A 13357-nucleotide genomic window follows, 5' to 3' on the forward strand; every position below is an offset into this window, starting at 1 on the left:
CTGGGCTTTTACGGCCTCGCTGATTTCTTTACGTCCCATGATTCACCTCGACGGTCAGTTTGACCTATCGGGGTGTCCAAGGGGATTAGGCCACTACAGATGGCGACTTATTTTCTGAAGCTAATGCATTTCCATGCATGGAGCGAGTGTGGAGGACTTCTCCCAATCCTCCCCTACTGCACATAGGGGAGGGAATGAGACGCGGCAAGCGCGTTACAGCATCGGCAACTTCAACCCCTGCTCTTTCGCACACTGAATAGCGATGTCATAACCCGCATCCGCATGCCGCATCACGCCGGTACCCGGATCGTTCCACAGCACGCGCGCGATACGCTTGTCGGCGGCTTCGCTGCCGTCGCACACGATCACGACGCCGGAGTGCTGGCTGTAACCCATGCCGACGCCGCCGCCATGATGGAAGCTCACCCAGGTGGCGCCGCTGGCGGTGTTGAGCAGTGCGTTGAGCAGCGGCCAGTCGGAGACGGCGTCGCTGCCGTCTTTCATGGCTTCGGTTTCGCGGTTGGGGCTGGCGACCGAGCCGGAATCCAGATGGTCGCGGCCGATCACGACCGGTGCTTTCAGTTCGCCTTTGCGTACCATCTCGTTGAAAGCCAAACCCAGCTTGTGACGCTGGCCCAGGCCGACCCAGCAGATGCGTGCGGGCAAGCCCTGGAAGCTGATGCGCTGTTCGGCCATATCGAGCCAGTTGTGCAGGTGCGGATCGTCGGGGATCAGTTCTTTCACCTTGGCGTCGGTTTTCAGGATGTCTTCCGGATCGCCGGAGAGCGCGACCCAGCGGAACGGGCCGACACCGCGGCAGAACAGCGGACGCACGAAAGCAGGCACGAAACCGGGAAAATCGAAGGCGTTGGTGCAGCCTTCATCCTTCGCCATCTGACGGATGTTGTTGCCGTAGTCGAAGGTGGGAATGCCTTGCGCATGGAAGGCAAGCATGGCTTCCACGTGTTTCTTCATGGATTGCTTGGCCGCCTTGACGGTGCCGGCAGGATCGCTCTTACGGCGCTCGAACCACTGTTCCACCGTCCAGCCCTGCGGCAGGTAACCGTTGACCGGGTCGTGCGCGCTGGTCTGGTCGGTGACGGCATCCGGCTTCACGCCGCGACGCACGAGTTCGGGCAATACGTCTGCGGCGTTGCCGAGCAAAGCGATGGATTTGGCTTCGCCGGCCTTGGTGTATTTTTCGATGCGCGCGAGTGCATCGTCGAGATCGGTGGCCTGCTCGTCGACATAGCGTGTCTTGAGGCGGAAATCGATGCGGCTCTGCTGGCATTCGATGTTCAAGCTGCACGCGCCGGCCAGCGATGCAGCCAGCGGTTGCGCACCGCCCATGCCGCCCAGGCCGGCGGTGAGAATCCATTTGCCCTTGAGGCTGCCGCCGTAGTGCTGCCGCCCCATTTCCACGAAGGTTTCGTAGGTGCCCTGCACGATGCCTTGCGAACCGATGTAGATCCACGAGCCGGCCGTCATCTGGCCGTACATCATCAGGCCTTTCTTATCCAACTCGTTGAAGTGTTCCCAATTGGCCCATGCGGGCACGAGGTTGGAATTGGCGATGAGTACGCGCGGCGCGTCAGCATGGGTGGTAAACACACCGACCGGCTTGCCGGATTGCACCAGCAACGTTTCGTTATCATTTAGATCACGCAACGCACGCAGAATGGCGTCGAAGCATTCCCAGTTGCGCGCGGCGCGGCCGATGCCGCCGTACACCACCAGCTCGGCGGGATTCTCTGCCACGGCCGGATCCAGGTTGTTCTGGATCATCCGGTACGGCGCTTCGGTCAGCCAGCTCTTGCAGCTGAGTTGTGTGCCGTGCGGGGCGTGAATCGTGCGAGTAGTATCGATGCGGGTGGGGGCGTTCATCGGACTTCCTGTATCTGCCAAGGGAAAGTCTTCATTATGGTCGCCCTTTTTCAAGGTCGCCAACTGCAGCGCGGCAAAGGCAGGAGAAACGGGCATCGGGTGGGTGTCTGTCTGAGCAAATCCGTACAACACGCAGCCTGCGCGAAAGCGATCCATGCCTGGCGTTGTGCAGATCAGTATGAGAGCCGTTTCCTCTGCCATTGAGCGATGTCACCGTTTGTATCATCGAGTCGAAGCTATCCATTTGAACAAGGTTTTCAGCCTGTGATGACGCCCTTTCCCATCAAGGATTTGCTTCTATGAATGAACCCTCGGCACCCCATGCTTCTTCCGGCAGTCACGCACCAGCTCCGCTGAGCTCAAGCAGCATCATGTTGCGCCTTGCGGTGATTGGCCTTGTATTGCTGAGTTTTGTGATCGCGCTGGGTTATGTCGGCGGCTGGCTTACGCCGAAGCGACTCACCGCGCAACGCATGGTGAATCAGCTGCAAACGAATGCCGGCATCTTTGCGGGCTATCGTCGCAATCACGCCAAAGGCGTTTGCGTGGCCGGGTATTTCGATAGCCATGGACAGGCGCAGGCGTATTCAATAGCGCAAGTCTTCGCACCGGGACGCACGCCGGTGGTAGGACGTTTCGCTATTCCTGGCGGCAACCCTTACGCACCGGACAGCAGCGTACCGATCCGCAGCATGGCACTGCGTTTCACCCAGGCCGATGGTGAGCAATGGCGCACGGGCATGAACAGCATGCCGGTGTTTCCGGTCGCCACGCCGCAAGCATTTTTTGAACAGTTGCAGGCGCAACAGCCGGACCCCAACACCGGCAAGCCGGATCCGGCCAAGGTCAAGGCGTTTTTTGCAGCGCATCCGGAGACCGCCGCCTTTCTTGCCTGGGTAAAAACGGCGAAGCCCTCCGCCAGCTACGCCACCGACAGTTATTGGAGCCTGGATGCGTTTGTGCTGGTAGATGCCAAGGGACATAGGCAAGCGGTGCGCTGGCGCATGGTTCCGGAAGCCACCGATGCTGCCGTGGGCGGCAGCGATCCGAATTACCTCGATGCCGATCTGTCGAGGCGCCTGGCCAATGGTCCGCTTCGCTGGCATTTGATCATCACGCTCGCCAATCCCGGCGATCCGACCCATGACGCGACCAAGGAATGGCCATCGGACCGCCGCGAAGTGGATGCGGGTACGCTGGTATTGAACAGCACGGAACCGCAGGAAAGCGGCGCATGCCGCGACATCAATTACGATCCGCTCGTGCTGCCGCACGGTATCGAAGCCTCGGACGATCCGCTGCTCCCGGCGCGTTCCGCCGCTTATGCCACGTCGTATCTGCGTCGCACTAGCGAAGAAGCGCACCTTCCCGGCACGGCCGTCGCACGCAACCAGCCGGAGGCCAAGTAATGACTCGCTCTTCCACGAAATTCGTATTGGCCGCACGCGTGCTGCATTGGCTGATGGCGCTGATGATTCTGAGCATGCTGTTTATCGGTGTCGGCATGGTGGCTTCCGTATCCGAACGGCATGAATGGCTGGTTGGTATTCATAAGCCGCTTGGCATCGCGATTCTGATCCTGGCGGTAATCCGTTTGATCGTGCGCCTTCGCAACCCGCCACCGCCCTTGCCTGCCGATCTGCCGTCGATCCAGAAGCTGGCCGCGCATGCCTCGCACTATCTGTTGTATGTGCTGATGCTGCTGATGCCGCTGATCGGCTGGGCAATGCTATCGGCGGGTGGCTATCCGGTGATGCTCAGCGCATCGCTGCGGCTTCCGCCGATTTTTCCCGTCAATGCGATCGCCTTTGCGTGGTTGCGGCACGCGCATGCATGGCTGGCCGCGTTGCTGTTTCTGACTTTCCTGGCTCACCTGGGCGCCGCGCTGTATCACGGCCTGATCCGGCGCGACGGCGTACTGTCCAGCATGACCGGCATCGGCTCCGAATAGACAGCAATGCAAACGGACATCATGCGGATGGCCCGGCCGGCGTCGCCGTTGATGTCCGAAAACGGCGAGTTTCACGCCAGCAACGGTGTTAGCCTCGTTGCATGGCTGAAACCTATCACCCCGTCGCGCCGGATCTGCAAACCTGCGAGCGCGCTCGACTGAGCCGCGATGCCCGCTTCGACGGGCTGTTCTTCATCGCAGTCAGCACCACTCGCATCTATTGCCGACCGGTATGTCCGGCTTCGCCGTCGCCCAAACGCGAAAATGTTGTGTACTACACCACGGCCGCTGCGGCAGAGGCGGCCGGGTTCCGGCCTTGTCTGCGCTGCCGCCCTGAACTGGCCCCGGGCAACGACGCTTGGAAACGCGGCGAGCACGTGGTGACGCGCGCCTTGAAGCTGATTGAAGATGGCCTGCTGCAGGATCATGCCGTGGAAGACCTGGCGCGCCGCGTGGGCGTCGGCGCACGGCAGCTGCGCCGGTTGTTCGTGGAACGCCTTGGCGCACCACCGATCGATGTGCACACCACACGACGCCTGCTGTTCGCCAAGCAATTGCTGACAGAAACGCGCATGCCGGTGACGGACGTTGCGCTTGCCGCCGGCTTCGGCAGCGTGCGCCGGTTCAATACCGCCTTCGCACAAGCCAATCGGATAGCACCGCGCGAACTGCGGCGGCAACCGCATGCCGGCGACAGCGACAGCTTGACGCTATGTTTGAATTATCGGCCGCCCTACGACTTTGCTTCGCTGCTGGCCTTCCTGCGTGGCCGCGCGCTGCCCGGTATCGAGTGCGTTGACGACCACAGCTATTCGCGCGTTTTCGGCCCGGCGCAAACGCCGGGTTGGCTGCGGCTGAGCGCGTGGCCGGACAAGGACCACGCGCTGCTACTGCAACTGCATTGCCCGCAACCGGCGCAGATGCTGGCGGTGGTGACACGCGTCCGGCGCATGTTCGATCTGGATGCTGATCCGCAAGCGATCGGCGCGGCGTTGCGGACGACGCCATCCATGCGTGCACTGCTGCAGCAACGTCCAGGCTTGCGTCTGCCCGGCAGTTGGGACGGTTTCGAAGTCGCGGTGCGCGCCATCCTCGGGCAGCAGGTAAGCGTGGCCGCGGCACGTACGCTTGCTTCGCGCATCGTGCATCGCTATGGCGAAGCTTTGCCTGCACCGATAGCGCCGGGGTTGGAGCGATTGTTTCCATCACCCGGTGTCCTGGTCGACGCTGATCTGCGCTCACTGGGCATCATCACTGCGCGCGCGGAGAGCATTCGAGGCGTGGCACGCGCGATATTGGATGGGCGTGTGGATTTTCGCGTCGAGCAATCGCTGGATGAATTCGTGTCGCGCTGGGTAGCGCTGCCAGGCATTGGGGAGTGGACCGCACATTACATGGCGATGCGCGCCTTGAGTCATCCGGACGCGTTTCCGGCTGCCGACCTGATTTTGCGCCGCGCGGCTTCACCCGATGGCGAAATGCTCAGCACCAAGGCACTCACCCGGCTTGCCGAAGACTGGCGACCCTGGCGTGCTTACGCGGTGATGCATCTATGGCGCCGTGCGAGCGAGCCGGTCGCGCCACTCGTTACGCAAGGAGCCGTCGCATGAATACGGCCAAGCCGACGATCTGGTATGACCAGATCGATACCGCCATCGGCCATTTGCTGCTGGTGGCGGATAGCACGGGACTTCGCGAAATCTGGTTCGAAACGGGCAAGCATCAAAAAATGCCCGATCCCGCTTGGCAGCATGCACCCTCCAAGCTCGCCTTCGCACGCCAGCAACTGCAGGAATACTTCGCTGGCAAGCGCCAGGTGTTCGAACTGCCGCTGCATCCGCTAGGCACGCCGTTCCAGATCGCCGTGTGGCACGCGTTGGCGAAGATTCCCTATGGCGCCACCGTGAGCTACGGCGAACTTGCACGGCGCATCGGCCAGCCACAGGCCGTACGTGCGGTGGGCGCCGCCAACGGGCGAAATCCCTTGCCGATCGTACTGCCATGTCATCGCGTTATCGGCAGCAATGGCAGTCTTACTGGTTTCGGCGGCGGCTTGCCGACGAAACAATTCCTGTTGGCGCTGGAAGATCGCGTCGTGCATGGCGATCTGTTTGCCTGGCAATAAACTCTTCCGTGGTAACACGAAGCCACTTGGCCTGTTCAAGATCAGACATTTCCGCAGCCTATAAGCGCAACGTCGCGCTGTCATCTGCTGGTATCGCGCTTGCCAATCTGTCTACCATGCGGGGCTGCTTACCAGAGATACAGGCATGGATCGTCTTTTGTTACGCACCCTCGTTATTGCATGCATGCTGCTGGCGCCCGGCTACGTGTTCTGCAAAGAATCGCCTCCCAGTCCCGCAACACTGTCCGCCGTGCAAAGCCTGTTTGCCGACAGCCATGCACCCGGCATGGTAATCGCCATCGTCGATGGCAACGCAAGCTGGATAAAGGGCTACGGTGAAACACATGCCCATAGCGGACAAACGCCCGATGCTCGCTCATTGGTCCGCCTCGACTCCCTCTCCAAGCTCTTGACAGCCGATCTGATGGTGCAGCTTGCCAGCGAAAACAAGCTGCACCTCACGGACCCGTTGCAACGCTATGCCCCGAGAGGGTATCGGCTACCACCCTCCCACTCTCGGCCCATTACATTGCTTGACCTGGCCACCCACACGAGCGGTCTTCCGCGACAAGCCGAGCTGACTTTCAGCCCGAAAGAATCCTATGGGGCGGCACGTTGGCAATGGTTGAAAGCGCAGCGCCAGTTACCTGCACCCGGACACTCTGCGCTCTATTCCAATATCGCGTTCGACTTGTTGGCCGATGCACTGTCCCATGCAGCAGGCATGCCTTACGAACAAGCTTTGGCTCGTGAAATCACGCAACCGCTTGGCATGTCCGATACCACCGATGCGCCTACTTTCGGGCAATGTCAGCGCCTTCTCTCCGGCAAGGAGCTCAGCCCGTGCGTAGATCTCAAGCAAATGGCCGGTAGTGGCGGGATCTATTCTACGGCCGCCGATATGACGGCGTGGATGAAACATCAGCTAGGCATCGGATATGCGTACTCGGATCCAACCGTCACCATGAGCCAGGCGGTGTACATCCAGCGACAATCGCTTGCGACGACAGAGGGCCTGGATCTTGGTGGCCATGCCGATGGACTTGGTTTGGGATGGGTGTGGCTGGCTCCCGACGGGCAGCATCCCGGAATCCTGGAAAAGACTGGCGGCGGCTACGGCTTCATGACTTATATGGCCCTGGTACCTGGGCGACAAATCGGCATTTTCGTGGCTGCCGACGCGTTCAATTTACCGGATCTGGAAACCCTGGCTCGGCATGTGAATGACCTGGCCACCCATCTCGCCAACGTTCCTTGAGAACAATCTATGGGCCGCCATCCGCCTGACGTGACTCGCATCATTGAAGACCTGCACCTGCAGCCGCATCCGGAGGGTGGCTTTTATCGTCAAACCTACTGCAGCGACGAACGCATTGTGCGCTCCGGCTTGGATGACACGCATGGCGAACGCCGCGCATCGACAGGCATCTATTACATGCTGCACGGCCATGCCTATTCGGCCTGGCATCGCATCGACGCGGACGAGATGTGGCATTTTTATACGGGTGACACGCTCGCTATCCACATGCTCGATGCGGATGGCCATTTGGTGACCCGACGGCTTGGCAATCAACTGGACGATCCCAGCGCGGCATTTCAATGGGTCGTCCCGGCAGGATGCTGGTTTGCTGCGGAGCGCGAAGGCACGCAGGGTTTTTCATTGGTGGGTTGCACGGTGGCGCCGGGTTTCGAATTCGATAGCTTCGAGCTGGCCGATACGCAAACGCTGCTGCAGCGTTATCCCCAGCATGAAGCAGCGATACGCCGCCTCGCTGCCGCCGGCGGGATGACGTAGCGCTACAATGCACGGTCTTTTTCCGTGCATTGCGATGACCTCAGCGACTCAACATCTCTCCGGCTTAGTCGTGATCGGCGGCGGTCCTGCGGGACTGATGGCTGCCGAAGCCGCTCGCACGCGTGGTGTCGAGGTGGATGTGTATGAAGCCAAGGGTTCGGTAGGACGCAAATTTCTGCTTGCCGGCAAAGGGGGCATGAACCTCACCCATGGCGAACCACGCCCTGCTTTCGATCACCGCTATGGAGAACGTGCCAACGAAATAGGCGCGTGGCTGGATGATTTCGGTCCGGACGCCTTGCGCACCTGGGCACGCGAGTTGGGAGTCGAGACCTTCGTTGGCAGTTCCGGTCGTGTCTTTCCCACTGATTTGAAGGCAGCGCCACTGCTGCGTGCCTGGGTGCATCGCTTGCGCGAAAGCGGTGTGCGCTTTCACGCACATCACCGCTGGCTGGGTTGGCACGACGATGGCGCTTTGCGCTTCACGACCGCCGAAGGCGAGCGCGCTATACATGCGAAAGCAATCGTGTTGGCGCTGGGCGGCGGCAGCTGGCCGCAGCTCGGTTCCGATGGCGCATGGCAATCGTGGCTGGCCGAACGCGATGTCGACGTCGCGCCGCTAAAACCTTCCAATTGCGGTTTCGACATCGGCTGGAGCGAGTATCTCGCCTCGCGCTATGCGGGTGCACCGCTCAAGGCTGTTGTGGCGCACTGGCGCGATGCTGCCGGGCATGCACATACGCGGCAAGGCGAGTGTGTGATGACCGCAACCGGTATCGAAGGCAGTTTGATCTACGCGTTGTCCGCTCATTTGCGCGACACCATCGCCAGGCAGGGCTACGCCATGTTGGAGCTCGACCTTGCGCCAGATCGCACCCTGGAACGGCTGCGCCACGATCTCGCCAAACCGCGCGGAAGTCGCACTTTCAGCGAACACCTGCGACGAAACGCAGGGCTAACCGGCGTGAAAGCCGCGTTGCTGCACGAGGTGCTCGATCACGCCCAGCGTCAGGATGCAAATCTCCTGGCCCGTACCATCAAAGTTCTGCCTTTGCGCCTGAAGCAGGCACGCCCCATCGCCGAAGCCATTAGCAGCGCCGGTGGCGTGCGCCTGGAAGCGGCCAACGGCTCCCTGATGTTGACCGCCCTTCCTGGCGTGTTTTGTGCGGGCGAAATGCTGGATTGGGAGGCCCCAACCGGCGGTTATCTGCTGACCGCCTGCTTTGCCAGTGGCTATCGCGCAGGATCGGGCGCTGCGGCCTGGCTAAAACATGCAGGACAACGCTGAAGTCCTTGCAAAGCCAAGGTCTTTGCGTCTATACCGGCCCACGTGTCACCGCAATGCGCCTTGTCGACGGGATCGGCAAGCGTTACCTCTCGTTGTAGAAGATCGTTACGTTCGTTCTGACGACTTATTGGAGGTGGGCCATGTGTGACCATGCTTCGCATTCGTCTCAGTCGCGCCGTCGGTTTCTGGAAGCCGGGCTGGGATTGCTCGCCGTGACAGCCGTAGCGCCCTGGCGCACCCTGGCGGCAACCATCCCGCCGCAAAATGCCATCACACCCGATGCAGCATTGCGCCGCCTGCTCGACGGCAACGCCCTGTATGTTGCAAACAAACTGGACACCAAAGATTTTTCGGCCGGTCGCGCCGCACGCGCCAAGGCGCAATATCCGATTGCCGCAATATTGAGTTGTGCTGATTCACGCGTTGCGCCCGAACTGGTGTTCGATCAGGGACCAGGCGATCTGTTCGTGACGCGCATTGCCGGCAACTATTTGAGCGGCGATATTCTCGCCAGCCTCGAATACGCGGTGAGGGTACTCAAAGTGCCGCTGATCATGGTGATGGGACACACCGAATGCGGAGCGATCAAGGCCACCATCGGCGAGATCAAAGAGCCTGCCCCGTTGCCCGGACATATCTGGGATATCGTCGACGCCGTACGTCCCGGTATCGATAAGGTCGTGCAGGCGGGTGGTGCCCATATGTTATTCAATGCCATTGCCGCGAACGTGGATTACAACGTCACGCGTATCGCATCGGCGCAACCGGTGATCTCCGAAGCGGTGAAAAGCGGTGCCGTGAAAGTGGTCGGTTCGGTTTACGAACTGACCACGGGAAAGGTGCTGATGCGCCAGACCGCATAAGTGATGCGCGTCGTTCCGCAGCGTCGGAATGACGAGCGCATGCGCTTTCAAACCGGGGCGCCAGGTTCGGAACGCACCACTATGACGAATCAGCGCTAGCTACCGCCAGCAAGCGACGGCCCTCGCGCCGTCGACCCACACGACCAGCAGCCGAGACCCAGGCTGCGATGGCTCTAGCGTGCCGTCTGCGTGACTCCCCCGAAGCAGCTCATCTTGCCTATCAGCAGGCCCTACTCGTCACATGTTGAGAAAAATCTCATGGTGAGCCGCGGCGCTCCCATGCACAGTCGTGCGCTCACCACGGATAGCTATCAACGCATATCCGGTTCATTCGCGCCGAAGCCGCTTATTCGCCGCGGAATCCCTCTCAATCTGTCCGTCATAAGGAGATGAGTCGTGCGTGATCGTTCTTCGCACATGCTGCTATCGCGTCGTCGCTTTTTGGGAACCAGCCTGGGCTGCCTTGCACTTGCCGCATTAGGTTCCCGCACCGCCTTCGCTGACGCAACGCCGCCCCGAAATACCCTCTCGCCGCAAGAAGCACTGAACCGTTTGCTGGCAGGAAATGCACGCTATGCCGCGGGCAAACTCGATGCCAGGGATTTTTCGGAAGGGCGTGCCGCGCTCGTCAAGGCGCAATATCCCATTGCCGCGATATTAAGCTGCGCGGACTCGCGCGTCGCTCCGGAGCTGGTATTCGATCAGGCGCCGGGAGATCTGTTCGTCATACGTGTCGCTGGCAATTACTTGAACAGCGATAGCCTGGCGAGCCTGGAATATGCGGTAGGCATGCTCAAGGTGCCGCTGGTCATGGTGCTTGGTCACACCCATTGTGGCGCGGTGAAAGCGACCGCCCAGGAAATCCAGAAACCACACGCTCTGCCCGGACATCTGTGGAACATCGTCGATGCCGTGCGCCCCGGTGTTCTTAAAGCAGTGGAAGCCGGCGGCAGCGACATGCTGCTCAACGCGGTGAACGCGAATGTGGATTACAACGTGGCGCGCGTGGCATCGGCGCAACCGGTGCTGTCCGAAGCGGTGCAGCAAGGCAAGACAAAGGTGGTCGGCGCGGTCTACGAGCTGGCGACGGGGAAAGTCCTTCTACGCCAGAAGGCCTGACATGCCATCCGGTCTTACTGGAAAAGTGCATGTTTACCACCAGTCATGAACAGCGACTCGCGGAGCTGCGCAGCGATCGCGATCGTGCCATGGCCGTCGCCCGCGTGGCCTGCTCTATCGGTTGGGAAGATCTGAAGCAGGCGATGGTCGAGGAAGCCCGCGAACAACAGCGCTACATTCTGCGTGCCAGGCGTCAAGCCGATTCGCTCGGCAAGACGCCTCGTAGCATCAAGCAGCATCCCTGGCTGGCCAAGCCCCGCAGGACAAAGCGGGCGCGATGGGCGGCATGGCGAGTGCCGCTGTTTTACAGGCCCAGATCGCTCAGGCTCGGATGATCGTCGGGCCTGCGCCCCTGCGGCCAATGGAATTTACGATCCGCTGCGGAGATGGGTAGATCGTTGATGCTGGCATGGCGCTCGGCCATCAGGCCGTTCTCGTCGAACAACCAGTTTTCATTGCCATAGGCACGAAACCAGCTTCCGGAATCGTCATGCCATTCGTAGGCAAAACGTACGGCGATACGATTTCCTTCAAATGCCCATAGCTCCTTGATCAACCTGTATTCCAGTTCCTTCGCCCATTTGCGGGTGAGGAAGGCGACGATGGCATCGCGTCCGGTGATGAACTCGGCACGGTTGCGCCAGCGGCTATCCGGGGTATAGGCCAGTGCGACCCGAGCTGGCTCCCTCGTATTCCAAGCGTCTTCGGCAAGGCGGACTTTCTGGATGGCGGATTCGCGGGTGAAAGGAGGAAGCGGTGGACGTTGTTCGATCGAGGACATGGTGGACTCCAAGGCAACAGAGATGAAGGAGGCGATCGGCCCGTTACAAGAAGCGGTTCAAAAGTCGTAGCGCGCGGCCTATCGGGCTCGGCAGGTTTTGGGGCAATTTCCAAGAACTTGCGTCGAGACACCTCAACCGGGAAGACGGGGCTGAATTAGTCACAGTTCTGCGTCATTATCCGCGTTTCCCCTTCAAGAAAGACGGTTTGTCCACATGAAATGGTTGCCTCGCCTGTTGCTTTGCTCGTTGGTCGCATTGGGAGCCGGTTGCGCCTCCCTCGGCACGGAGCCCGCATCGCCTTCCTCCACGACCAAGACGCAGCAAAGCAAGGCCGAGAGCACGACGCCTCTGCTGCTGATTTCCATCGATGCCTACCGTGCCGATTATTTCAACCGTGGCTTGACCCCGACACTGCAGCAGCTCGCCGCGACGGGCGTGCATGCCGATTCGATGCAGCCATCGTTTCCATCGCTGACCTTTCCCAATCACTATGCCATCGTGACCGGTTTGGTCCCTGACCATAACGGCATCGTCAACAACACGATGGTCGATCCGGAGCTCGGCAAGTTCTCGCTCAGCAATCGCAAAGCGGTGAGTAATGAACTGTGGTGGGACCAGGCGACGCCGATTTGGGTCACCGCCGATGCAAACGGCCTGCGCACTGCCACGATGTTCTGGCCTGGTTCCGAAGCGGCCATTCAAGGCCGGCACCCGGATTACTGGAAGCCCTACGATGGCAAGGTGACGCCGGACCAGCGCGTCGACCAGATCCTGGCCTGGCTGGATCTGCCAGCTGGCAAGCGCCCCACTTTTCTTACCTTGTATTTCGATGCCGTCGATCACGCCGGGCATAGTTACGGCCCGGACTCACCGCAAGTGAACGATGCGCTGCGCGACACCGATGCCGCGATTGGCCGTCTGGTGGATGGACTACGCCAACGCCATCTGCTCGACAAGATCAACATTATTGTGCTGGCTGACCATGGCATGGCCGCCGTCGCGCCAAGCCATACCATCCTTATCGACAAGCTGATTCCGATGAAGGATGTGGAGGAAGTGAATCTTGGTGTGCTAGCGGGCTTCAATCCCAAGCGCAAGCATGATTTCAATGCGATCGAAGAACAGCTTGAGCAGCCGCAACAGCATATGCACTGCTGGGACAAAACACGCATACCCAAGCGCTTTAATTACGGCGCCAATGCACGCGTGCCGCAGCTGGTCTGCGTGGCCGACGTAGGCTGGATCATCACCACCACCGACTACCTCGCCAAGCACAAGGGCCATCACAGCCTGGGCGAACACGGCTACGACAACACCGATCCACGTATGCAGGCCTTGTTTATTGCACATGGCCCGGCTTTCCAGAGCGGCATTCGCTTCCACAGTTTTCCGAACGTGGATGTCTATCCGCTGATGGCACATCTGCTGGGCATCACGCCAAAGTTTAATGACGGCAACTTCGAGGACGTCCAAGGCATGCTGAAGCCTGAGCCGGCCACGGCGCAATAAACGCCGCCCGCTATTCTCTCCCCTATCACACAGGGGAGAGA

General features: G+C 60.4%; 13 protein-coding genes. 11 read left to right on the top strand and 2 right to left on the bottom strand.

Annotated elements, in window-relative coordinates; translation table 11 throughout:
* Nucleotides 1–213: 213 nt before the first annotated feature.
* Nucleotides 214–1884 carry a urocanate hydratase gene (hutU, locus tag AC4HNJ_RS19175; RefSeq protein WP_490481213.1) on the bottom strand — a complete coding sequence of 557 codons (1671 nt, stop codon included), beginning with the start codon at nucleotides 1882–1884 and terminating at the stop codon, nucleotides 214–216.
* Between the two features lie 299 nt (nucleotides 1885–2183).
* On the opposite strand from hutU, the gene AC4HNJ_RS19180 reads away from it, so the two are divergent.
* The 10 genes from AC4HNJ_RS19180 (at nucleotide 2184) to AC4HNJ_RS19225 (ending at nucleotide 11360) form a co-directional block, all read left to right on the top strand.
* Complete coding sequence (locus AC4HNJ_RS19180; RefSeq protein WP_490481214.1) at nucleotides 2184–3293, top strand: catalase family peroxidase; 1110 nt, start codon at nucleotides 2184–2186, stop codon at nucleotides 3291–3293.
* On the top strand, nucleotides 3293–3835 hold the full coding sequence (locus AC4HNJ_RS19185; protein ID WP_490481215.1) for a cytochrome b: 543 nt from the start codon (nucleotides 3293–3295) through the stop codon (nucleotides 3833–3835). Before AC4HNJ_RS19180 ends, AC4HNJ_RS19185 begins: the two co-directional genes overlap by 1 nt.
* Before the next feature lie 101 nt (nucleotides 3836–3936).
* Nucleotides 3937–5445, top strand: a complete 1509-nt coding sequence (locus tag AC4HNJ_RS19190) for an AlkA N-terminal domain-containing protein (RefSeq protein ID WP_490481216.1) — start codon at nucleotides 3937–3939, stop codon at nucleotides 5443–5445.
* Nucleotides 5442–5960, top strand: a complete 519-nt coding sequence (locus tag AC4HNJ_RS19195) for a methylated-DNA--[protein]-cysteine S-methyltransferase (protein WP_490481217.1) — start codon at nucleotides 5442–5444, stop codon at nucleotides 5958–5960. Before AC4HNJ_RS19190 ends, AC4HNJ_RS19195 begins: the two co-directional genes overlap by 4 nt.
* A 145-nt stretch (nucleotides 5961–6105) precedes the next feature.
* On the top strand, nucleotides 6106–7218 hold the full coding sequence (ampH, locus tag AC4HNJ_RS19200) for a D-alanyl-D-alanine-carboxypeptidase/endopeptidase AmpH (RefSeq protein ID WP_490481218.1): 1113 nt from the start codon (nucleotides 6106–6108) through the stop codon (nucleotides 7216–7218).
* 9 nt (nucleotides 7219–7227) lie between these two features.
* The gene (locus AC4HNJ_RS19205; RefSeq protein ID WP_490481219.1) at nucleotides 7228–7755 is read left to right on the top strand and encodes a cupin domain-containing protein; all 528 of its coding nucleotides are present in this window, start codon (nucleotides 7228–7230) and stop codon (nucleotides 7753–7755) included.
* A 34-nt stretch (nucleotides 7756–7789) separates the two neighbouring features.
* Entirely contained in the window at nucleotides 7790–9043 is a 1254-nt protein-coding gene (locus AC4HNJ_RS19210) for a TIGR03862 family flavoprotein (RefSeq protein WP_490481220.1), read from the top strand.
* A 140-nt stretch (nucleotides 9044–9183) separates the two neighbouring features.
* Nucleotides 9184–9906 (top strand): carbonic anhydrase, encoded by a 723-nt coding sequence (locus AC4HNJ_RS19215; RefSeq protein WP_490481221.1) that lies wholly within the window; start codon nucleotides 9184–9186, stop codon nucleotides 9904–9906.
* Between the two features lie 396 nt (nucleotides 9907–10302).
* On the top strand, nucleotides 10303–11025 hold the full coding sequence (locus AC4HNJ_RS19220; protein WP_490481222.1) for a carbonic anhydrase: 723 nt from the start codon (nucleotides 10303–10305) through the stop codon (nucleotides 11023–11025).
* Nucleotides 11026–11054: 29 nt separating this feature from the next.
* A complete protein-coding gene (locus AC4HNJ_RS19225; protein WP_490481223.1) occupies nucleotides 11055–11360 on the top strand; it encodes a hypothetical protein in 306 nt (101 codons plus the stop codon).
* Here the strand turns inward: AC4HNJ_RS19225 and AC4HNJ_RS19230 are convergent.
* Nucleotides 11330–11806 (bottom strand): nuclear transport factor 2 family protein, encoded by a 477-nt coding sequence (locus AC4HNJ_RS19230; RefSeq protein WP_490481224.1) that lies wholly within the window; start codon nucleotides 11804–11806, stop codon nucleotides 11330–11332. The genes AC4HNJ_RS19225 and AC4HNJ_RS19230 overlap by 31 nt on opposite strands.
* A gap of 214 nt (nucleotides 11807–12020) precedes the next feature.
* Between AC4HNJ_RS19230 and AC4HNJ_RS19235 the strand changes: the two genes are divergently transcribed.
* Nucleotides 12021–13316 carry an alkaline phosphatase family protein gene (locus AC4HNJ_RS19235; protein ID WP_490481225.1) on the top strand — a complete coding sequence of 432 codons (1296 nt, stop codon included), beginning with the start codon at nucleotides 12021–12023 and terminating at the stop codon, nucleotides 13314–13316.
* Nucleotides 13317–13357 lie beyond the last annotated feature (41 nt).

This window comes from Dyella sp. SYSU CM1112, assembly GCF_058216415.1.